This is a genomic window from Cellulomonas sp. P4_D11 (genome assembly GCF_056401915.1).
In genome coordinates, this window is sequence record NZ_JBFUIK010000021.1 from 23,262 (window position 1) to 43,321 (window position 20,060).

18 protein-coding genes are annotated in these 20,060 nt (G+C 73.4%); 15 read left to right on the plus strand and 3 right to left on the minus strand.

Annotation, left to right across the window (positions count from 1 at the left end; translation table 11 throughout):
• The first annotated feature begins 1 nt into the window (after position 1).
• Both AC1DT4_RS13895 and AC1DT4_RS13900 read left to right on the plus strand, forming a co-directional pair.
• Positions 2-568: a sugar O-acetyltransferase gene (locus tag AC1DT4_RS13895; RefSeq protein WP_477090383.1), complete on the plus strand. Its 567-nt coding sequence runs from the start codon at positions 2-4 to the stop codon at positions 566-568.
• The gene (locus AC1DT4_RS13900; protein WP_477090384.1) at positions 568-1,518 is read left to right on the plus strand and encodes an LLM class flavin-dependent oxidoreductase; all 951 of its coding nucleotides are present in this window, start codon (positions 568-570) and stop codon (positions 1,516-1,518) included. Before AC1DT4_RS13895 ends, AC1DT4_RS13900 begins: the two co-directional genes overlap by 1 nt.
• Before the next feature lie 28 nt (positions 1,519-1,546).
• Here the strand turns inward: AC1DT4_RS13900 and AC1DT4_RS13905 are convergent, their stop codons facing one another.
• Positions 1,547-2,056, minus strand: coding sequence for an AAA family ATPase (locus tag AC1DT4_RS13905; protein WP_477090385.1), 510 nt, complete (start codon positions 2,054-2,056; stop codon positions 1,547-1,549).
• A 92-nt stretch (positions 2,057-2,148) separates the two neighbouring features.
• Between AC1DT4_RS13905 and AC1DT4_RS13910 the strand changes: the two genes are divergently transcribed.
• The 8 genes from AC1DT4_RS13910 to AC1DT4_RS13945 all read left to right on the plus strand — a co-directional run bounded on the left by AC1DT4_RS13910 (position 2,149) and on the right by AC1DT4_RS13945 (position 10,914).
• A complete protein-coding gene (locus AC1DT4_RS13910; protein WP_477090386.1) occupies positions 2,149-3,141 on the plus strand; it encodes an NAD(P)-dependent alcohol dehydrogenase in 993 nt (330 codons plus the stop codon).
• Positions 3,142-3,149: 8 nt separating this feature from the next.
• Positions 3,150-3,578, plus strand: coding sequence for a hypothetical protein (locus tag AC1DT4_RS13915; protein WP_477090387.1), 429 nt, complete (start codon positions 3,150-3,152; stop codon positions 3,576-3,578).
• Positions 3,572-3,787 carry a helix-turn-helix transcriptional regulator gene (locus AC1DT4_RS13920; RefSeq protein ID WP_477090388.1) on the plus strand — a complete coding sequence of 72 codons (216 nt, stop codon included), beginning with the start codon at positions 3,572-3,574 and terminating at the stop codon, positions 3,785-3,787. The genes AC1DT4_RS13915 and AC1DT4_RS13920 overlap by 7 nt, the downstream gene beginning before the upstream one ends.
• Positions 3,788-3,856: 69 nt before the next feature.
• Entirely contained in the window at positions 3,857-4,507 is a 651-nt protein-coding gene (locus tag AC1DT4_RS13925; protein WP_477090389.1) for a DUF4386 domain-containing protein, read from the plus strand.
• Positions 4,508-4,516: 9 nt separating this feature from the next.
• Complete coding sequence (locus tag AC1DT4_RS13930) at positions 4,517-6,316, plus strand: SLC13 family permease (protein ID WP_477090390.1); 1,800 nt, start codon at positions 4,517-4,519, stop codon at positions 6,314-6,316.
• Between the two features lie 11 nt (positions 6,317-6,327).
• Positions 6,328-7,809, plus strand: coding sequence for a leucyl aminopeptidase (locus tag AC1DT4_RS13935; RefSeq protein ID WP_477090391.1), 1,482 nt, complete (start codon positions 6,328-6,330; stop codon positions 7,807-7,809).
• Positions 7,810-7,857: 48 nt separating this feature from the next.
• Positions 7,858-9,363, plus strand: a complete 1,506-nt coding sequence (locus tag AC1DT4_RS13940; RefSeq protein ID WP_477090392.1) for an outer membrane protein assembly factor BamB family protein — start codon at positions 7,858-7,860, stop codon at positions 9,361-9,363.
• A 21-nt stretch (positions 9,364-9,384) separates the two neighbouring features.
• Positions 9,385-10,914 (plus strand): outer membrane protein assembly factor BamB family protein, encoded by a 1,530-nt coding sequence (locus AC1DT4_RS13945; protein ID WP_477090393.1) that lies wholly within the window; start codon positions 9,385-9,387, stop codon positions 10,912-10,914.
• A 30-nt stretch (positions 10,915-10,944) separates the two neighbouring features.
• Here the strand turns inward: AC1DT4_RS13945 and AC1DT4_RS13950 are convergent, their stop codons facing one another.
• Positions 10,945-11,661 (minus strand): potassium channel family protein, encoded by a 717-nt coding sequence (locus tag AC1DT4_RS13950; protein WP_477090394.1) that lies wholly within the window; start codon positions 11,659-11,661, stop codon positions 10,945-10,947.
• Positions 11,662-11,668: 7 nt separating this feature from the next.
• On the minus strand, positions 11,669-13,237 hold the full coding sequence (locus AC1DT4_RS13955) for an AbgT family transporter (RefSeq protein WP_477090395.1): 1,569 nt from the start codon (positions 13,235-13,237) through the stop codon (positions 11,669-11,671).
• Positions 13,238-13,321: 84 nt separating this feature from the next.
• Between AC1DT4_RS13955 and AC1DT4_RS13960 the strand changes: the two genes are divergently transcribed.
• From AC1DT4_RS13960 to AC1DT4_RS13980, 5 genes are all read left to right on the plus strand, one after another.
• Positions 13,322-14,293, plus strand: coding sequence for an aldo/keto reductase (locus tag AC1DT4_RS13960; RefSeq protein ID WP_477090396.1), 972 nt, complete (start codon positions 13,322-13,324; stop codon positions 14,291-14,293).
• An 84-nt stretch (positions 14,294-14,377) separates the two neighbouring features.
• Complete coding sequence (locus tag AC1DT4_RS13965) at positions 14,378-15,235, plus strand: NAD-dependent epimerase/dehydratase family protein (protein ID WP_477090397.1); 858 nt, start codon at positions 14,378-14,380, stop codon at positions 15,233-15,235.
• A 176-nt stretch (positions 15,236-15,411) separates the two neighbouring features.
• On the plus strand, positions 15,412-16,452 hold the full coding sequence (locus AC1DT4_RS13970; protein ID WP_477090398.1) for a semialdehyde dehydrogenase: 1,041 nt from the start codon (positions 15,412-15,414) through the stop codon (positions 16,450-16,452).
• Positions 16,449-17,621, plus strand: coding sequence for an NAD(P)/FAD-dependent oxidoreductase (locus AC1DT4_RS13975; protein ID WP_477090399.1), 1,173 nt, complete (start codon positions 16,449-16,451; stop codon positions 17,619-17,621). Before AC1DT4_RS13970 ends, AC1DT4_RS13975 begins: the two co-directional genes overlap by 4 nt.
• 93 nt (positions 17,622-17,714) lie before the next feature.
• A complete protein-coding gene (locus tag AC1DT4_RS13980; protein ID WP_477090400.1) occupies positions 17,715-19,985 on the plus strand; it encodes a SpoIIE family protein phosphatase in 2,271 nt (756 codons plus the stop codon).
• The last annotated feature ends 75 nt before the right edge of the window (positions 19,986-20,060 follow it).

Below are 20,060 nucleotides of genomic sequence, written 5' to 3' on the forward strand. Positions count from 1 at the left end.
CATGACCGACGAGGACACCCGCACGCAGTACGAACGCATGGTCGCCGGCGACTGGTACGAGGCCGACGCCGAGACCCACGCGCTGACCAGCGCGGCGCAGGCCCGCGCGGAGCGCTTCGCGCAGGCGGTGCGCGAGGGTGCCGACGACGCCGGCGACCGGCTCCGCGAGCTGCTCGGCTCGCTGGGCGAGGACACCTGGATCCGCCCGCCGCTGTACGTCGACTACGGGGTCCACCTGCACGTCGGCGCGCGGACCTTCGCCAACTTCGGGCTGGTCGCGCTGGACGTCGCGCCCATCCACATCGGCGACGACGTGCAGATCGGCCCGAACGTCCAGCTGCTCACCCCGATCCACCCGGTCGACCCGGAGCCGCGCAGGAACAAGCTCGAGGCGGCCAAGCCGATCACCATCGGGGACAACGTCTGGCTCGGTGGCGGCGTCATCGTCTGCCCCGGCGTGACCATCGGCGACAACACCGTGGTCGGCGCCGGGTCCGTCGTCACCAAGGACCTGCCCGCCAACGTCGTCGCGGTCGGCAACCCCGCGCGCGTGATCAAGGAGATCTGATGAGCGAGCGCGCCGTCGGCGTCATGCTGCCGCGGGACCTGCCGGCGGACCTGTTCCGCTCGTTCGCGCAGCGCGCGGAGGCACTCGGGTTCGACGAGCTCTGGGTGGTCGAGGACTGCTTCTTCCGCGGCGGCGTCGCGCAGGGCGCGGCGGCGCTCGCGATGACCGAGCGCATCCGGGTCGGCATCGGCATCCTGCCCGCCGCCGTGCGCAACGCGGCGTTCACGGCGATGGAGGCCGCGACGCTGGCCGAGCTGTTCCCCGGTCGGGTCGACGTCGGCATCGGGCACGGGATGCCGGGGTGGATGCGGCAGGTGAGCGCCTGGCCGCAGAGCCCGCTGACCATGCTCGGGGAGCACCTCGACGCGGTCCGGGCGGTGCTCCGCGGCGGCTCCGTCGACGCCGACGGCCGGTACGTGACGCTGCACGGGGTCGACCTGAGCTCACCGCCGCCGCACGTCCCGCGGGTCCTGGCAGGGGTCCGCGGACCCAAGTCGCTCGCGCTCGCGGGCCGGTCCGCGGACGGCACGATCCTCGCCGAGCCGGTGACCCCCGAGTACGTCGCGGACGCTCTCCGGCACATCGCCCCCACGCGGGAGCACCGGATCGTGGCGTACTGCGTCGCGGTGGTCGACGACGACGCGGCGGCGGCGCGCGACGTCGCGCGGCCCGCGCTGGAGTGGATCGGCGAGCCCGACTGGGACGTCCACATCGCGCCGCTGCCGTTCGCCGACGAGTTCCGCGCGCTGCGGGCCGCGGCACCCGACCGTCCTGGCTTCGTGGCAGCGATGCCCGACGAGTGGGTGGACCAGCTCGCGGTCGTCGGGACCGTGGACGGCGCGCGGAAGCGGATCGGGGAGCTGCACGACGCCGGCGTCACGACGACGGTCCTCATGCCGGTCGGCGCGGACCCGATGGCGGCGCTGGAGGACCTCGCGCGCGTCCTGTAGGCGGCCAGGGCGCCTCGCCCGGCGTGGCCTAGTAGCCGAGTCGCTCCACGATCTCCTCGGCCGTGGCGGTCGCCGCGCCGGCGTCGTTGACGACCACCAGGTCCTCCACGCCGGCGGCCTCCAGCAGGTCCGCGAGCTCGTCGGTCCGGTCGAGGTGCCAGTCGCGGTCCGGACCCGGCGCGTGGCGGGCGAGCAGCCGCGCGCGGCGGGTGGCGGCGGGGGCGTCGAGGCGCACGACCCGGACGGGAACGCCGAGGGCGTCGGCGTACTCGTCGCGCTGCGCGGCGTCCTCGACGACGCGCGGCAGGATCAGGACCTCGATGCCGGCCGCGCGCCAGTGCTCGCGCATCGAGCGCAGGTGCCGGACGACAGCCGTCTCGTTGAAGGGGTCGTCGTCGGTCGCCGGCATGCGGTGCGCCAGCTCGTCGACGTCGAGGTCGCAGGCCTCGCGCCCGCGGGCGAGGAGCGCCGTGCGGAGCGCCGCCGCGACCGTCGTCTTTCCTACCCCGACCGTTCCCGAGAGCACCACGACGTCCATGTCGGCGATCCTGCCATGTCAAGAACTCTTGACATGATGTCCGGTCTGTCTTACGTTCGCCGTGTCAACAATTCTTTACACGGGAGACTCCGATGGCGCTCGAGACCGAGCCCGGCAGGATGCAGGCGATCGTCCAGAGTGCCTACGGCGCTCCCGGCGACGTGCTGACGTGGGGGACGGTTCCGCGCCCGGTGCCCACGGCTGACGAGGTCCTCGTCCGGGTGCGCGCGTCGTCGCTCAACTTCGCCGACGTCGCCGTGGTGACCGGGCGCCCCTCGCTGATCCGGATGATCACCGGGCTGCTGCGGCCGAAGCACGCGCTCCCCGGCAAGGACGTGGCGGGCACGGTCGAGGCGGTCGGCGCCGGGGTGACCGACCTCGAGGTCGGCGACGAGGTCTACGCGGAGGCCGACCACGGTGGGTGGGCGCAGCTCGTCTGCCTCCCCGCGGCCGTCGTCGCCCGCAAGCCGGCGAACCTCTCCTTCGCCGAGGCGGCCGCCGTGCCGCTCGCGGGTGGGACGGCGCTGCGCTGCGTCGAGACGGTGGAGCCCGGGCAGAAGGTCGTGGTCAACGGTGCGTCGGGCGGCGTCGGCACGTTCGCGGTGCAGCTGGCCAAGGCGCGGGGCGCCGAGGTGACGGCCGTGTGCAGCGGCCGGAACGCGGACGCCGCCCGGGCGCTCGGCGCCGACCACGTCGTCGACTACGACCGGTCCGACTTCACGAGCACCGGGCAGCGCTACGACGGGGTGGTCGACCTCGTCGGCAACCGCACGCTGGGAGCCTGCCGACGCGCGCTCACGGAGACGGGCACCCTGGTCATGTCGTCGGGCGGCGGGGGCCGGGTGATCGGTCCGATGGGCCGGATCCTGCGGGCCGTCGTCGTGAACCCGTTCGTCAGCCAGCACCTACGGCCGCTCGCCGTCACCCGGAGCCGGGCGAGCCTCGACCAGCTGCGCGGGCTGATCGAGGCGGGGCACGTCACGCCGGCCGTCGAGCGCACCTACCCTCTGAGCGACGCCGCTGAGGCGCTGCGTCGCCTGCAGGACGAGCACGCCCGCGGCAAGACCGTCCTCACCGTCGCCTAGGAGCACCGATGTCGTACGAGGAACGCAACGTCTGGGTCTTCGCGATCGTCGCCGTGCTCGCGTACGGCACGTACCTCGCGGTCGTCCTGAGCCGCGCGCGCGACGTGCCGCTGGTCGAGGTCGCCTACGTGGGCCCGTTGCTGTGGTCGATCGGCGGGGCGATCGTCGCCTCCATCGTCGGCACCATCCTGGTCTCCCTGGCCAACCGGCGCGACGGCCACGTCAAGGACCAGCGCGACCGGGAGATCAACCGGCTCGGGGAGTACACCGGGCAGTCGTTCGTCGTGATCGGGGCGCTCGCGGCGATGGTGCTCGCGATGCTCGAGGTCGACTGGTTCTGGATCGCCAACGTCGTCTACCTCTGCTTCGTCCTGTCGGCGATCCTCGGATCCGCCACCAAGCTGGCCGCCTACCGCCGGGACTTCTCCACATGGTGAAGCCCACCCAGGTCACCAACTCCATCCGCACCCTCCGGTTCACGCACGGCGAGATGACCCAGGCCGAGCTGGCGGAGCGCATCGGCGTCACCCGCCAGACCGTCATCGCCATCGAGCAGGGGCGCTACTCGCCGTCGCTCGAGATGGCCTTCCAGATCGCCCGCGTGTTCGGCGTCGCGCTCGACGACGTCTTCCAGTACCCGGGCTGACCCACGCACCACCCCGCACGAGACGGTCGCCGTCTCGCGGTCCCGCACGCCCTGACGAAAGGCACAGCCATGCGCACCGCACGCCTCGCCGGTCTGCTCTACCTCGTCGTCGCCGTCCTCGGCGGGTTCGCCGAGCTGTTCGCCCGGGCGAGGGTCCGGGGTGCCGACGACGTCGCCGACGCCCTCCGGGAGAACGCCGGGCTCATGAAGGTCGCGTTCGCTGCCGACCTCGTCGCGTTCACCTGCTTCCTGCTGGTCGGCATCGCGCTGTACGCGCTGTTCCGGGACGTCGACCGAACTGCCGCCGTCGCGATGCTCACCATGAACGCCGTCAGCGTGGCCATCCAGTGCCTCAACATGGTCAACCAGGCCGGCGCGCTGCTGGCCGCGCAGCGGGGTGCCGACGAGCTCGCCGTGCTGTTCCTCGACCTGCACGGGGTCGGCTACCTGGTGGCGCAGATCTTCTTCGGCGCGTGGCTGGTGCCGCTCGGCTACCTCGTGGTCCGGTCCGGCGTCGTGCCGCGAGGTTTCGGGTACGCGCTCGTGGCGGGCGGCCTCGGGTACGTCGCCGGGTTCGCGGTCGAGCTGGTGGCCCCGGACGCCGACGCCCTCTCGACGACGCTCGGCATGGTGGGCGGGCTCTCCGAGATCGCGTTCCTGGTCCGGCTGCTGGTGAAGGGCGCGCCGAGCCAGGTCCGCGAGCCCGTCCCGGTGCCCTAGTTTGGCGATGTGTCCGACGCCACCGTCAGCCTGCTCGTCCTCGCGGGGTGCGTCGGCCTGTTCATCTGGAACCGGCTGAGCGTCAGCGTCGTCGCCCTGCTGACCGCGCTCGCCCTCTACTTCACGGGCCTGGTCACCGCCGCCGAGGCGGTCGGGGGCTTCGGGGACCCGGTCGTCATCTTCATCGCGACGCTGTTCGTGTTGGCCGAGGGCCTCGAGTCGTCCGGCGTCACCGCGTGGGCCGGGCAGCAGCTCATCGCCCGGGCCGGAACGGGCCGCGGCCGGCTCCTGGTCGCGCTCATGGGCCTGTCGGCGGTCATGGCCGCGCTCGTCACGCCCAACGGCGCCGCCGCGGCGCTGATCCCGATCGTGGTCGTGGCCGCCCGGCGCTCGAAGCAGACGACGTCGCAGATGCTCATGCCGCTGGCGTTCGCCGCGAGCGCCGGTGCGCTCCTGGTGCTCAGCGGCAGCACGGTCAACGTCATCGTCTCCGACGCGCTCGAGCAGGCGACCGGGGAGAAGTTCGGGTTCTTCGAGTTCGGGCTGATGGGCGTCCCTCTCGTGCTCGCGACCATCGGCGTCTCCCTGCTGGTCGGGCGACGGCTGCTGCCGGACCGCACGCCGACGTCCCTGCCGGCCGACTACTCGTCCCACATCGACACCCTGGTCGACCACTACAGCCTCGACGCCGGCTTCTTCCGGCTGGCGGTGGAGGTCGGCTCGGACGTCGTCGGCAGGCGACGCGACCAGGTGTCCGTCCCCGACGGCGTGATGCTCATCGGCGTGCAGCGCGCGTCCGGCCAGCCGGCCGGCGAGGACGACGTGCTCAGCGCGGGGGACGTGGTCGTGGTGACGGGGGACAGCGCCGGCATCGCGGACCTGGTCGAGCGGCACGCGCTCGCGGTCGCGACGACGCCCCTGACCCGCAGCACGCGCGAGGCCCTGCTCAGCCGCGAGGTCGGCGTCGGCGAGGTCGTCGTGCGCCCGCGCTCGCGGCTGATCGGCGAGGTGGTGTTCGCCGGGGTCGTCCGTTCCGGGGTGACCGTGCTCGGCGTGCGCCGGCTGGGCAAGGACCGCGGCGGGGACCACCTCACGCTCGCCGAGGGCGACTCCCTGCTGGTGCACGGGCCGTGGCCGGTGGTCGAGGCGCTCGAGGCGGACGACGACGTGCTCATCGTCGACAACCCCGAGCTCGTCCGCCGGCAGACGGTCGCCCTGGGGCCGAAGGCGTGGCGCGCCATCATCGTGCTGGTCGGCACGGTCGCGCTGCTGGCCACGGGGGTGGTCCCCCCGGCGATCGCCGGGCTGGTCGGTGCCGCCGCCATGGTGATCACGGGCGTCGTGAGCGTCTCGCACGCCTACCGCGCGGTCTCGTGGGAGACGGTCGTCCTGGTGGGCGGGCTCATCCCGCTGTCGGTCGCGATCGCGTCCAGCGGTGCGGCCGACCTGGTCGCCGGCTGGGTCCTCCAGCTCATCGGCGACGGCGGGCCGCGCGTCGTCCTCGCGGCGCTGTTCCTGCTCACGCTCCTGCTCGGCCAGGTGGTCAGCAACACCGCCACGGTGCTGATCGTCGCGCCCATCGCCATCGCCATCGCCGGCGAGTCCGGGGTCGCGCTCGCACCGGTCCTCATGCTCGTCGCGGTGGCCGGGGCCGCGTCGTTCCTGACACCGATCGCGACGCCCGCGAACATGATGGTGATGGGGCCGGGCGGCTACACGTTCTCCGACTACTGGAAGCTCGGCCTGGCGACGACGGCGGCGTGGTTCGTCGTCGCCGTCCTGCTGATCCCCGTCATCTGGCCCACGTGAGGAGTACGACGATGACCTTCGACCCGATCCCGTCCCGTGCGCTGTTCGAGGAGGTGTCCGTCCGCGTCGCGTCGCTCGGGGCCGGCGCCGGGCGCGCGCTCGGCCTGGCCGTGACCGCCACCGGCGAGGTGCCGTCCGGTGTGCCGCTGGACCGCGCCGGCCTGACCGAGTGGGGCTTTCGCGGGGGCGTCGGCGAGACGCTGATCCTGCCGCGCGAGGGCGGCGCGGTGGTGGCGACCGGCGTGGGCGACGACCCGTCCGACGCGGCCCTGCGCGATGCCGGTGCCGCCTTCGCCCGGGCGGCAGGGCGCGACGACGTGCTGACCACCGACCTCGCGAGCGCGGGCGCGTCGGTGGAGAGCGCGGCGCAGGCCGTCGTCGAGGGCATCCTGCTCGGCCGCTACCGCTACGACGCGCTCACGACCGACCCCGGCACCGTCCCCGTGCGCGAGATCGTGCTGCTGGTGGACGACGCGTCGGCCGACGACGCCCGGCTGGGCGCCCAGCGGGGGTGGGTGCTCGCGCGCGCGGCATCCCTGTCGCGGGACCTGGCCAGTGCTCCCGCCGGCCACCTCACGGCCCCGGACCTGGCGGACATCGCCGTGTGGCTGGCCGGCGAGCACGGCCTCGAGATCGAGGTCTTCGACGAGGAGGCGCTGGTCGAGATGGGCTGCGGCGGCTTGCTCGGCGTCAACGCCGGGTCCGTGATCGAGCCCCGCATGATCGTGGTCCGCTACACCCCGGCGGCCGACCCGACGGGGCACCTCGGCCTCGTCGGCAAGGGCATCACGTACGACTCGGGCGGCATCAGCCTCAAGCCGTCGAACGCCATGCACGCGGCGATGAAGATGGACATGAGCGGCGCCGGCGCGGTGCTCGCGGCCATGACGGCGCTCGCGGACCTCGAGGTGCCGGTCGCCGTCAGCGCGTACCTGGCGTGCACGGACAACATGCCGTCCGGTTCGGCGACCAAGCTGGGCGACGTGCTCACCAGCCGGGCCGGCCGCACGATCGAGGTGGTCAACACCGACGCCGAGGGCCGCCTGGTGATGGCCGACGCGATCGCGCTGGCGAACGAGGACGGCGTCGACGCCATCGTCGACATCGCGACGCTCACCGGGGCCGCCCTGGCCGCCCTGGGCATGCTGACCGCGGCCGTCATCGGCAACGATGACGGGATGCTCGACCTGGTCGAGGCGGCCGCCGAGAAGACCGACGAGCAGGTCTGGCGCCTGCCGCTCGACCGCCGCTACCGCAAACAGCTCGACTCCGAGGTCGCGGACATCAAGAACCTCGGCGGCGAGTACGCCGGGGCCATCACCGCGGCGCTGTTCCTGGCCGAGTGGGTGGGCGAGACGCCGTGGGCGCACCTCGACATCGCCGGCACCATGCGGTCCGACGCCGACGACTCGTGGCGGACCAAGGGTGCCACCGGCTTCGGCACGCGCCTGCTGGTGGAGGTCGCGTCGACGTTCGTCGCACCCGGCCGGTGACCTGCTCGGCCGGCGCCGGAGCCCGTCAGGCCGGGTAGCGTCCCCCGTATGGCCCGTCGCGGCGACATGGCGGAGGTCGAGCTCGTCGAGCCCGGCGGTCCGGTCGTGGCCACGAGCGACGACGAGGTCGACCGCGCCCGCTCCGCCGTGCGGGACACCGTTCACCGCGGGCTCGGATGGGTCGGGAGCCACCGCATCCTCGCCGGAGCCACGGTCCTGGCGCTCGCCGTCCTGACGGTCGTCCCGATCGCTCGCTCGGCGCAGGCCGGTCGCGAGCGGGCGGAGGCTGTGGCGGCCCTCCCCTCGGTGCTCGCGCCGCTGGCGGCCCCGCCGGGGGTGGCGTGGACGTCACGATCCGCCCCGGGTGACTACGTGCTGGCAGTCCCCGACCGCGCGTGGGTCCGCGACGGGGTTCTGCTCCTCTGGGACCAGTCGGCGAACCTGCGCCAGTCGCTGCGGGCGCTCGACGCCGACACGGGGGACCAGCTGTGGCGGACGTCGCTGACCACGGCCCCGAACCTGGGTGACCCGCCGTACCTCTCGGTCGACGACCCCACGACCTGCGTCGCACCGGGGGACACGGTCGTCGTGTGCCTGGTGCCGGAGTCGTGGATGCTCGGCACCGGCGAGGACGTCCTGGGCGACGCCACCATGGTGGCGCCGACGGCTCTGCGCCTGAGGACCTTCGACATCGAGACCGGCACGGTCCTGCGGGACGAGACTGTCGCCGACCACGCCTCGATCGTGGCGCTCGGTGGCGACGTCGTGATCGCCGAGACGTCGTCGGCGGTGGCGGCGAGCTCGAGCCTCTCGCGCCTCGACCCGACCACCGGCGCCGAGCGCTGGAGCGCCACCATCCCGCGTGATCCGGGTTCGGTCGGGTCGACGTTCGCGGGCGTCCAGCTGCTCGGTTCCCGGGTCGCCGTCGGGTGGCTCGGCGCGACGCACCTGTTCACAGCCGACGGGACCGCCTCGGTGGACTACGACACCGACCAGGTCTGGCGGCAGCGCGGACACAGCCTGACGCCGGGTCTCGACCACTCCTCGGCGCTGCTCGACCTGGACACCGGCCGCCGTCTCGAGACCGGGGAGTCCTACCTCGCGTGGATCGCCACCGACGACGGCTCGGCGCCCGACCTGCTGCTGCTCCAGACCGACGACGGCCTGCGCGCCCTCGACGTCACGACGAGCCAGACCGCGTGGACGATCCCGATGCGGACGTCGAGTGCGACGACCACGACGCTCATCGCCGACGGCAGGCTCGCCGTGCTCATCGACGGGACGCTCCAGGTGCACGACCTGCGGAGCGGGGTCGAGGCCTGGCACGTCCGGGCGGCCGGCCAGGGCAACCGGAACCTGGTCACCGACGGCCGCCACGCGATCGTCCTCGGGGGCGACCCGCAGCGCACGACCCTGGCGGCCTACGACCTGCGCGACGGCGACCGCGCCTGGACCATGGAGGCGCCCTCGGGCCTCGAGACGATCGCCGTCGTGGACCACCGGCTGTTCGGGGTGAGCTCCGCCGGGATCGTCGCGTTCACGCCGGGTGGCTAGCTCTCCTTGTACGGTCCCCGCATGGGCCGGCGCAGCGAGATGGAGGAGGTCGAGCTCCTCGAGCACGGCGACGACCCGTCCGCGCAGGTCGACGAGGTCGACCGCGCGCGTGGCGTCGTCACACGCGGGGCCCGGGGTGGGCTGGCCTGGATCCGTCGGCACCCGGTGCTCTCGGCCACGACCGTCGTCGTCGCGGCCGTCGCGATCGCCGTCCCCGTCACGCTGACCACGCGGGCGGAGCGCGCACGGACCGCGGCGCTCGCCCTGCTGCCGGGGGTGGTCGCCCCGATGCCCGAGGCGCCGGGGGTCGCGTGGACGGCCCCGCAGGCGCCCGGCATCTTCGCGCTCAGCCTGTTCGACCACGCGTGGGTCCGGGACGGCGCGCTGATCCTGTGGGAGCAGACGGGCGACGCGTCGCAGTCGCTCCGCGCCCTGGACGCCGGGACCGGCGACGAGCTGTGGACGGCCGCGCTCTCGAGCGTCCCGGACCTGGGAGACCCGGGCAGCCGGTCCACCTACGACCCGACCTCCTGCGTGGCGCCGCCGGCCGACCCGGGGCCGGGCGTCGTCGTCTGCGTCGTGCCCGACTCGTGGCAGCTGGGCACCCCCGACGACGTGCAGCTGGAGGAGGACGTCGTCGCCACGACCACGCTGGTCCAGCCCGCGTCGGTGCGGCTGCGGGCGTTCGCGGTGGCGACCGGCGAGACGGTGCTGGACCGACCCGTGACCGACGGGTCGTCCCTCGTCGCGGTCGGTGGCGACGTGGTGGTCGCACAGACGCCGGAGTCCGGCGTCGGGCCGGCCACCCTGCAGCGGCTGGACCCCGCCACCGGCGCGCAGCGCTGGAGCGTGGACTTCCCCCGACCGCGCGGCGACAGCGGGTCGCCGTACGCCTCGGTCCGGCTGTTCGACGACCAGATCGCCGTCGACTGGCTCGAGGCCACCACGGTGCTCCGGGGTGACGGGTCGGTGGCCGACGAGCACGACACCGACTACCTGTGGCGCGCGAGCGGGCACACCTTCGCGATCGAGGGGGACACGTCCACGCAGCTCCGCGACGTCGACTCCGGGCAGGTCATCGACCTGGGCCGGTCGTACTTCGCCTGGGTCGCGACCGACGACGGGTCCATGCCCGACACCCTGCTCGTCCAGGCCGACGAGCGGGTCGGCGCTCTCGACCTGGTCACGGGCGAGCAGAGGTGGCGGGCGGCCTGGCCCTCGACGTCGACCCTCAGCCTCGTCATCGCCGACGGCAGGGTCGTCCGCCTGTCCGACGATGCGCTCACGGTCCTCGACGCCGGCACCGGGCGGCAGCTCTGGCGGCTTCCGATCCCGGCCTACGGCCAGAACGTCGTCACCGACGGCCGGCGTCTCCTCGTGCTGGAGTCCGGCCCCGACACCGGCCGCGTCGTGGCGTCCTACGGCCTGCGCGACGGTCGACGGGAATGGGAGGCCCCGATCCCGGTCGCGGTCCAGAGCCTGGCCGTCGTCGACCATCGGCTGTTCGGCGTGGGCAGCGGCGGCCTCGTCGCGTTCACGAACGAGAGCTGAGAGGGTCCCGGCGACCTGTGTGACGGCCGGTCACCTTCGTAGCTCCGCGAGCTCGTCCGCGAGACGCCGGACCTCGGCCGTGAGCTGCTCGACCTCGGCCCTCGTGACCGATTGCTCCACCTCGGTCGCCTCCGCGACCCGTTCGACGAGCCACGAGGCGAGGGTCGCCGTGACGACACCCAGCAGGGCGATGCCGGCGACCATCAGCGCGGCCGCGATGAATCGGCCAGTCGTCGTCGTCGGGTAGCGGTCGCCGTAGCCGACGGTGGTCATCGTGGTGATGGCCCACCAGAAGCCGTCGCCGAGGTTGGCGATGTTGGTGTTGGGCTGTCCACGTTCGGCATCGGTCGCGGCGAGCGCGCCGACCGTGATGAGCAGTGCTGTCGCGCCGATCACGTACGTCACCACACGCCCGCGCAGGGTGTGGGATCCGATCCTGTTGAGCACCCCGAAGAGAGCAACGAGCCGGAGCAGCCGCAGGGGGCGCAGGATCGGCAGCGCGATGACGGCGAGATCGAGCAGGTGGTGCTTCACGAACGTCCAGCGTCGGTCCGACAGGTACAGCCGGGCGAAGTAGTCCACGGCGAACACGACCCAGGTGGTTCGGACAGCGATCTCGCAGAGCACGCGACCGTCCAGGCTCATCGTCGGGATCGCGATGGGCAGGCCGTAGGCGACGAGGAAGATCACGGCCGCGATCGACAGCGGCCACTCACTGCGGTGCTCCCACCGCTCGACGCGACTCATCGCGTCGTCAGTTGAGGTAGATCGACGCGCCCGGACCGAGCGGCAGGCCCAGCAGGTACCAGACCACCAGCAGCGCGCTCCAGGTGATGAGCAGCACGACGGTGTAGGGGAGCATCAGCGAGATGACCGACCCGACGCCGACCTTCTTGCGGTACCGCTCGGCGAAGATGACGATCAGCGCGAAGTACGGCATGAGCGGGGTGGCCACGTTCACGGGAGAGTCCCCGACGCGGTAGGCGGCCATGGCCAGGTCGGGGGAGATGCCGAGCTGGATGAACAGGGGCACGAACACGGGCGCGAAGATGGCCCACTTGGGCACGACGCCGCCGATGAAGATGTCGATGACGGCGGTCATGGCGATGAGCCCGAGGATCAGCCACACGGTGCTGAGGTTGGCGGCCTCGAGGGCGTCGGCCATGTTCACCGCGGCGATGGTGCCCAGGTTCGAGTAGTTGAAGTAGGCGATGAACTGGCTGATCACCAGTAGCAGGAAGATCAGGCCGGACAGCCCGGAGATGGTCTTGACCATGGGGTTGATGACGTCCATCGAGCCCTTCACGGTGCCGGCGCCCCTGCCGTAGCAGAGCCCCATCACGAAGAAGTACACGAGGATCAGGAAGATGATCGAGTTGAGCAGCGGGGAGTCCTCGATCAGGCTGCCGGTCTCGGGGTTGCGCAGCAGGGCGTTCGGCGGGAGCGAGAGCGCGAGCACGACGGCGGTGGTGCCGAGGAACCCCCAGAACGCCCAGCGCAGACCGTTCTTCTCCTCGGCGCTGAGTTCGCCCGAGGGTGCCTCGTCGGCAGTCTCCGGCCCTTCGGACGGGTGGTAGGCGCCCAGCCGGGGCTCGACGAACTTCTCCGTGAGGAACGTGACGACGACGGTGACCAGCAGCGTCGAGACGATGCCGAAGTAGAGGTTGCCGGTGATCGACACGTGGTTGGCAGGGTCGGCGATCGCCTCGTTGGTGATCTCCGCGAGCATCCCGTCGACGGGGGTGATGAGGATGTTCACGGCGAACCCACCGCCGACGCCGGCGAACGCGGCCGCCAGGCCGGCCAGGGGGTGCCGGCCGAGGGACAGGAACACCGCGGCGGCGAGCGGGATGAGCACGAGGTAGCCGGCGTCGGTCGCGATGGACGACAGGACGCCCAGCAGCACGATGATGAACGTGATCGCGCGGGGCGGGGCGATCTTGACCAGCCGCTTGATGAACGAGGCGATCAGGCCGACCTCCTCGGCCATGCCCACGCCGATCATGGCGACCACGATCACGCCGACGACGCCGAAGTTGTTGAAGTTGGCCACCGGCGACGTGAAGACGAACCGCAGGCCGTCGGCGTCGAGCAGGCTCTGCGCGGCCACCGTCACGGTGACCGGCTCCTCGGCCCCGATCTGCGCCTGCTCGAACGTCACCGTGCTGCCGGCCGCCTGGAAGATCGCGGAGAGCACCATGATGAACGCGATGAGGATCAGGAAGATGATCACCGGGTGCGGGACCTTGTTGCCCACCCGCTCGATCCCGTCGAGGACCCGCTGCAGCGGCGACGGCTTGACGACGACCTCGGCCTCACTCATGCGCGCTCCTTGGCTCGAACCGCTTCCGGACCGACGCTAGCGAACGAGCCGACATCTCGGGCGCACCCGTGGTGGGATGGCGAGATGAAGCAGCCCGACTACGCACCAGGCCAGCCCGGTTGGCTCCGCGACCTCGGCCCGACGGGGCTGCGGGTCTCCGCGGTCTGTCTCGGCGGGGGACCGCTCGGCAGCATGCCGGCCCTGTTCGGCCGCGACGTCTCCGCCGACGAGGGCGTCGCGACGGTCCTGGCCGCGCTGGACAGCCCGATCCGGTTCATCGACACCTCGAACGGCTACAGCGACGGCGAGAGCGAGCGGCGCATCGGCGCGGCGCTGGTCGAGGAGGGCGGAGTGCCCGAGGGCGTCGTCGTCGCCACGAAGGTCGACCCGTCCGGCCGCGACTACTCCGCCGACCGGGTGCGCGCCTCCGTCGCCGAGAGCCGCGAGCGCCTCGGCATCGACCACCTCCCGCTGGTCCACCTGCACGACCCCGAGTCGTTCGACTTCGCCGAGATGTCCGCGCCGGGCGGGCCGGTGGAGGCGCTGGTCCAGCTGAAGCAGGACGGGGTCGTCGGGTCGATCGGCCTCGCGGGCGGCCGCGTGCAGGAGATCGCGAAATACCTGGACCTGGGAGTGTTCGACGTCCTCCTGGTGCACAACCGCTGGACGCTCGTCGACCGCAGCGCCGGCCCGCTGCTCGACGAGGCCGTGCGGCAGGGCATGGGCATCCTCAACGCGGCCATCTACGGCGGCGGGATCCTCGCGTTCCAGTCCGGGGGGCCGACGACGTACGGCTACCGGCCTGCACCGCCGGAGACCCTCGAGGCGGTCGAGGCCATGCGGCGGGTGTGCGCCGACTTCCACACCGACCTGGGCACGGCCGCGCTGCAGTTCTCGCTGCGGGACCCGCGGATCGCCTCGACGATCGTCGGGATGAGCCGCCCGGGCCGCGTCGCCCGCACGCTCGACCTCGCCTCGGAGCCCCTCCCTGACGCGATCTGGCCGGCGCTGGAGGCGCTGCTCCCCCCGCCGCACGCGTGGGTCGACGCGGACTGAACGCGGGAATGCGAACGATCTGGCCGCTTTCGGGCCGGATCCGTTGAATTCCCGCGGTCGGACGGCGCGGGATAGCGTCGCGGCATGAGTCGAGTCGTGGTCACCGGTGGTTCTGGGAAGCTCGGGCGCGCGGTCGTGGAGGACCTCGCCGAGCACGGGTACGACGTGGTGAACGTCGACACGGCGCTCCCACCGGCGGGGCAGAAGGCGGTGTTCAGCCGCGTCGACCTCACCGACCTGGGGCAGGTGACCGAGGCCCTGACCGGCATCGACGACCGGTACGACGGCGTCGACGCGGTGGTGCACCTCGCGGCGATCCCGGCGCCGGGCCTGCGTCCGAGCGGCGCGACGTTCGCCAACAACGTGGTGTCCACCCACCACGTGTTCAGCGCCGCCCGCCGGGCGGGCATCAAGAACGTCGTCTGGGCGTCCAGCGAGACGGTCCTCGGGCTGCCGTTCGAGACGCCCCCGCCGTACGTCCCGGTGGACGAGGAGTACGCGGTCCGCCCGGAGAGCACCTACTCGCTCGGCAAGGCGGTCGAGGAGGAGATGGCCCGCCACTTCACGCGCTGGGACCCGTCACTCAAGCTCATCGGGCTGCGGTTCTCGAACGTCATGGAGGTCGCCGACTACGCCGCGTTCCCGGGGTTCGCCGACGACCCGCGCAGCCGGATCTGGAACCTCTGGGGCTACATCGACGCCCGCGACGGCGCGCTCGCCGTCCGGCTCGCGCTCGAGAGCGACCTCACCGGGTTCGAGGCGTTCATCGTGGCGTCGCCCGACACGGTCCTCGAGACGCCGTCGGCCGACCTGGTCGCGCAGTACTTCCCGGACGTCCCCGTCAAGCGACCGATCGAGGGCCGCGAGACCCTGCTGTCGATCGACAAGGCGCGGCGCCTGCTCGGCTACGACCCGCAGCACTCCTGGCGCACGGAGGTGTGAACCTGCGGGTGAATCCGCCCGCGCGCCATCTGCCCGACACATCCCCCTGCTTGGCTTCCTCCCACGCCACCTCACCCGGCACCGGCGGTATCAGCGTGCTGCGCGCGCGCCCCTTCGGGGCACAGACCCACCTCGACGACGCGGCCGCGACGCCGCGCGGCCACTGGGAGCCACCGATGAGCACCGCCGCACCGTTCGCCTTCCTGGTCCACCCGCGGGCCAGGATCGCCGAGGACCTCGCCCGCATCTGGCGACCCCTCGGCCGCGTGCCGGAAGCCCTCGTCGACACGGCGGTCCGCACGCTCCCGCTTCCCCCGTACGCCATGTCCCGCGTGCTGCTGGACCAGGCGCCGGTGGGTCACGTGGTGCTCGTGCCGTTCGGCGCGAAGCACCTGCTCAGCGAGCCGCACGAGGGCCGCGCGCGCGTCGGTCGGGCGATCGACCACGCCGCGCGGCTCGGCGCGGGGATCGTCGGGCTCGGCGCCCTGACGGCGACGGTCACGGCGGGCGGCGCGACCCTGCGGGGGCGGACCGACATCGGCGTCACCAACGGCAACGCGTACACGGCGGCCATCGTCGAGGACCAGCTGCTGGACCTGCTGGCCACCGCGCCCGAGCGGCGCGTCGCGGTCGTCGGCGCGACGGGGTCCGTCGGCACCACGGTCGTCCGGCTGCTCGCCGAGGGCGGGTCGGTCGACTCGCTCCTGCTGGTGGCGCGCGGCGCGGCCAAGCTGGAGGCGCTCGCCGCGCAGGTGCGGGGACGGGTGCCGACGACGACGTCCACGGACATCCACGACGTGCGCGGCTGCGACGCGGTGGTGCTGCTCACGGCCTCGGCCGACGCGCTGCTCGGCGCCGAGCACCTCGCCCCCGGCGCCCGCGTGCTCGACGCGACCCAGCCCCGCAACACCTCCCCGGACCTCGCGGCGGCGCGGCCCGACGTCACCGTGGTCGACGGCGGGGTCGTCTCGATCCCCGGCATGGAGCTCAAGGGCGGCACCATCGGGCTCCCGCGAGGTCAGGCGTACGCGTGCTTCGCCGAGACGTTCCTGCTCGGGCTCGCCGGCCACCGCGGCCACTTCTCGACGGGCGTCCCGACGCTCGACCACGTGTCCCACGTCCGCGGCCTCGCGCGGCGGTTCGCGCGCCACGGGTTCGGGGCGGCGACGCCGACGAGCTTCGGGCAGCCGCTGCTGGCCGCGGCCGGTGCTCGATGAAGCGTGTCGTGCTCCTCGGCGGCGGGTACGTCACGCTGCACGCGTACGGAGCCCTCGCGCGCCGGCTGCGCGGCGAGCTGAACCGCGGCGCGGTCGAGCTCGTCGTCCTCAGCGCCGACACCATGCACAACTTCCACGGTTTCACCGGCGAGGTCGTCGCCGGCCTGCTGCCGATCGAGCTCACGCAGACGCCGCTGACCGAGGCCATGCCGCGCGCCCGCGTCCTGCACGCGCGGGTCACGCGGGTCGACCTGGCCGCGCGGCGGGTGCACTACCTCGCCGACGACGCCGAGCACCGGATGGGCTACGACGCGCTCGTCGTCGGCACCGGGGCACGCGAGCCGCTGGCCGGTCTGGAGGGCCAGGCCCTCACCTTGCGCGGGCCCGGCGACCTGGCCGAGCTGCTCCAGCACGTGCGCGTGGTCGATGGTCCCGTGGTGGTCGTCGGCGGCGGGCTCGCGGGAGTCGAGCTCGCCGCCGCGCTCGCGGCCCGCGCCCCGGACGTCGTCCTGGTCCAGTCGGGCGACCGGGTCGTCCCGGCGCTCCACGACGAGCAGCCGCGGCTCGCGGCCCGCTGCGTGGCCGAGCTCGCGCGGCTCGGGGTCGACGTCCGGACCGGCCTGCGGGTCGTCGCGGCCGACGACGAGTCGGTGACCCTCTCGGACGGCTCCGTCGTCGGCACCCGCGTGGTCCTGGCGACCACCGGCCAGCGCGCGGTCGCCCTGCCCGGGCTCGAGACGCTCCCGCGCGACGAGCGCGGCCGCCTGGTCACCACCCGGGAGCTGCTCGTCGCGCCCGACGTCTGGTCCGCGGGCGACGCCGCGTCCGTCGCGCACCCGCGCACCGGCGCACCGGTCACGGCCAACGCGCTGTGGGCCATCAAGGCGGGCGACCACGTCGGGCGCAACGTGGCGCGCGCGCTCACGGGCCGGTCCGGCCGACGCTTCCGCTACCTCGGGCTCGGGCAGGCGGCGTCCTTCGGGGTCGGGCGCGGTGTCGCCGACCTGTACGGGCTGCCGCTCACCGGGTGGGTCGCGTGGCTGATGCGGGTCGGGTTCTTCGTGCGGTTCATGCCGTCGCGGTCCCGCGCGCTGCGGATCCCCGGTGAGCTCGTCCGGCGCTCGCGGGCCGCCGCGACCGTACCGCCCCGGCTGGCCGCACGCCGCTGACCCCGGACGCACCCGCACCGGGCTCGATCGTGCGAGTGTGGTCGGCTACGGTCCTGCGTCGTCGGCGACCGGGCGGACAGGACGGCGGGTGGCATGGCGGAGACGGGCGGGGCGGCCTTCCTGGCCAGCGACGAGCCGGTCGACCTCGACAACTGCGCGCGCGAGCCCATCCACATCCCCGGCAGCATCCAGCCGTGGGGCGTCCTGCTCGCGGTCTCGGAGCCGGACCTGGTGGTCCGGCACGCCTCGGAGAACGTCGGCGCGGTGCTCGGGCGGTCGCTCGACGAGGTGCTCGGCGGCACGCTGGCGGACCTGCTCGGGTCGCGCGGCGCGGACGTGGTCGAGCTGCACGTCCGGACCTGGGGGAACCTGCGGGCTCGCAACCCGATCCTGGTCACGGCCGCGACGCCGCACGGCGACCTCGAGCTCGACGCGGTGCTGCACCGCATCGCCGTCGGTGAGGACACGCTCCTCGTCGTCGAGCTCGAGCTGGCGTCGGGCCCGCGGCCGTTCTCGTTCCCGAACACGTACCAGGCGGTGCGCGGCGCGGTCGAGAAGCTCAACCACACCCACGAGCTCGCGCAGCTGTACGACATCACGGCCCGTGAGGTGCGGGCGCTGACCGGGTTCGACCGCGTGATGATCTACCGCTTCGACGCCGAGTACAACGGCGAGGTCGTCGCCGAGGCCATGCGGCCCGACCTCAACCCGTTCCTCGGGCTGCACTACCCGTCCACCGACATCCCGCCCCAGGCCCGGGCGCTGTACGAGAAGAACTGGGTCCGGCTCATCTCGGACGTCTCCTACGTGCCGGCGCGGATCGAGCCGGGTCTCGACGAGGCCTCCGGCCTGCCGCTCGACCTCACGCACTCGATCCTGCGCAGCGTGTCGCCCATCCACCTCGAGTACCTGGGCAACATGGGCGTCGCCGCGTCGATGTCGATCTCGCTGCTGCGGGACGGCCGGCTGTGGGGTCTGATCGCGTGCCATCACTACTCCGGTCCGCACGAGCCCCCCTACGGGGTGCGGGCCGCGGCGGAGTTCCTCGGGTCCAGCCTCTCGCTGCGGCTGGTCGCGCGGGTCGAGGAGGACGAGCTGGAGGACCGGATCCGCGCCGGCCGCACCCAGGCGCGCCTGCTCGCCGCCGGCCGTGACGAGGACCGCGCGCTGGCGACGGCGCTGGTCACCGGGACCGCCCTGCTCGACCTGGTGCCCGCGCAGGGGGCGATCGTCTCGGCCGACGGGGTGGTCGACTCGGTCGGGCGCGTGCCCGCCGACGTGACGGCCCTGCTCGCGTGGGTGGCGGAGCAGCAGGCGGAGGTCGTGGTCCGCGGAGCGCTCGGGTCCGAGGAGCCGGGGCTCGCGGCGGCGCTGCCCGACGTGGCCGGGCTCCTGGCGCTGCGCCTGCCCGACGGCCAGGCGCTCGTGTGGCTGCGGCACGAGGCCGTGCACAACGTGGACTGGGGCGGCGACCCGCACAACAAAGCGATCGCCCGGCGGGAGGGCGACGACGTCCGGCTGAGCCCGCGCAAGTCGTTCGAGCTGTGGCGGGAGACCGTGCGCGGGCAGTGCGAGCCGTGGTCCGACCGGGAGGTGCGCTCGGCGGAGGAGCTGCGCGGGCACCTGCTCGAGGTGCTGCTGGAGCGGGGCCGGCTGCAGCTCCGGGCGGCCGAGCTGGTGCAGCGCAGCCTGCTGCCCGCGTCGCTGCCGGCGCCGGACGGCTGGTCGGTGGACGCGCGCTACGAGCCGGCGGCCGGCGGACGCGTCGGCGGCGACTGGTACGACGCCCTCGTGCTGCCCGACGGGCGGTTGGCGGTCGTCGTCGGCGACGTCGCCGGTCACGGGCTGTCCGCCGCGGCCGCGATGGGCCAGATCCGCAACGGCCTGCGCGCCTACCTGCTGCGCGGCGACTCCCCGTCCGTGACGCTCGCGGCGCTCGACCACGTGGTGCGCTGGACCATGCCGTTCGAGATGGCGACCGTGGCGGTCGCGCTCGTGGACGTGGGGACGGGCGAGGTGACCCTGTCGGTCGCCGGCCACCCGCGCCCGCTGCACCTGCAGGTCGACGGGTCCGCCGTCCTCCTGGATCTCCCCATCGACCGGCCGCTGGGCGTGGGCTCGGGCGCGGTCCCGACGAGCACCCTGCGGCTCGAGCCCGGCGCTGGGCTCCTGCTCTACAGCGACGGCGTCGTCGACTCGCGGCAGACCTCGCTCCGCGACGGGCTGCGGCGGTTGCGGCGGCTGGTCGACCGCAGCGACGACCCCGACCAGGCGATCGACCTCGACCAGGTGCTGCGCGAGTGCCGCGACCCCGCCTCGGTCGACGACGTCACCGTGCTGCTGCTGCGGCGGGACGCCGGCTGACAGGGGTGGCGCGACGACGGACGGCCGGGACCGCACACCGACCGTCCGCCGTCGACCGCCCGGGCCCCTCGGGAG

Bases quoted from the DNA above. Each gene is read 5' to 3' on its own strand.
- AC1DT4_RS13910 (WP_477090386.1), top strand. From the start codon at position 2,149: ATGGCGCTCGAGACCGAGCCCGGCAGGATGCAGGCGATCGTCCAGAGT.
- AC1DT4_RS13955 (WP_477090395.1), bottom strand. From the start codon at position 13,237: ATGAGTGAGGCCGAGGTCGTCGTCAAGCCGTCGCCGCTGCAGCGGGTC.
- AC1DT4_RS13960 (WP_477090396.1), top strand. From the start codon at position 13,322: ATGAAGCAGCCCGACTACGCACCAGGCCAGCCCGGTTGGCTCCGCGAC.
- AC1DT4_RS13975 (WP_477090399.1), top strand. From the start codon at position 16,449: ATGAAGCGTGTCGTGCTCCTCGGCGGCGGGTACGTCACGCTGCACGCG.
- AC1DT4_RS13945 (WP_477090393.1), top strand. From the start codon at position 9,385: ATGGGCCGGCGCAGCGAGATGGAGGAGGTCGAGCTCCTCGAGCACGGC.
- AC1DT4_RS13905 (WP_477090385.1), bottom strand. From the start codon at position 2,056: ATGGACGTCGTGGTGCTCTCGGGAACGGTCGGGGTAGGAAAGACGACG.
- AC1DT4_RS13940 (WP_477090392.1), top strand. From the start codon at position 7,858: ATGGCCCGTCGCGGCGACATGGCGGAGGTCGAGCTCGTCGAGCCCGGC.
- AC1DT4_RS13915 (WP_477090387.1), top strand. From the start codon at position 3,150: ATGTCGTACGAGGAACGCAACGTCTGGGTCTTCGCGATCGTCGCCGTG.
- AC1DT4_RS13965 (WP_477090397.1), top strand. From the start codon at position 14,378: ATGAGTCGAGTCGTGGTCACCGGTGGTTCTGGGAAGCTCGGGCGCGCG.
- AC1DT4_RS13935 (WP_477090391.1), top strand. From the start codon at position 6,328: ATGACCTTCGACCCGATCCCGTCCCGTGCGCTGTTCGAGGAGGTGTCC.
- AC1DT4_RS13895 (WP_477090383.1), top strand. From the start codon at position 2: ATGACCGACGAGGACACCCGCACGCAGTACGAACGCATGGTCGCCGGC.
- AC1DT4_RS13970 (WP_477090398.1), top strand. From the start codon at position 15,412: ATGAGCACCGCCGCACCGTTCGCCTTCCTGGTCCACCCGCGGGCCAGG.
- AC1DT4_RS13950 (WP_477090394.1), bottom strand. From the start codon at position 11,661: ATGAGTCGCGTCGAGCGGTGGGAGCACCGCAGTGAGTGGCCGCTGTCG.
- AC1DT4_RS13920 (WP_477090388.1), top strand. From the start codon at position 3,572: ATGGTGAAGCCCACCCAGGTCACCAACTCCATCCGCACCCTCCGGTTC.
- AC1DT4_RS13925 (WP_477090389.1), top strand. From the start codon at position 3,857: ATGCGCACCGCACGCCTCGCCGGTCTGCTCTACCTCGTCGTCGCCGTC.
- AC1DT4_RS13900 (WP_477090384.1), top strand. From the start codon at position 568: ATGAGCGAGCGCGCCGTCGGCGTCATGCTGCCGCGGGACCTGCCGGCG.
- AC1DT4_RS13980 (WP_477090400.1), top strand. From the start codon at position 17,715: ATGGCGGAGACGGGCGGGGCGGCCTTCCTGGCCAGCGACGAGCCGGTC.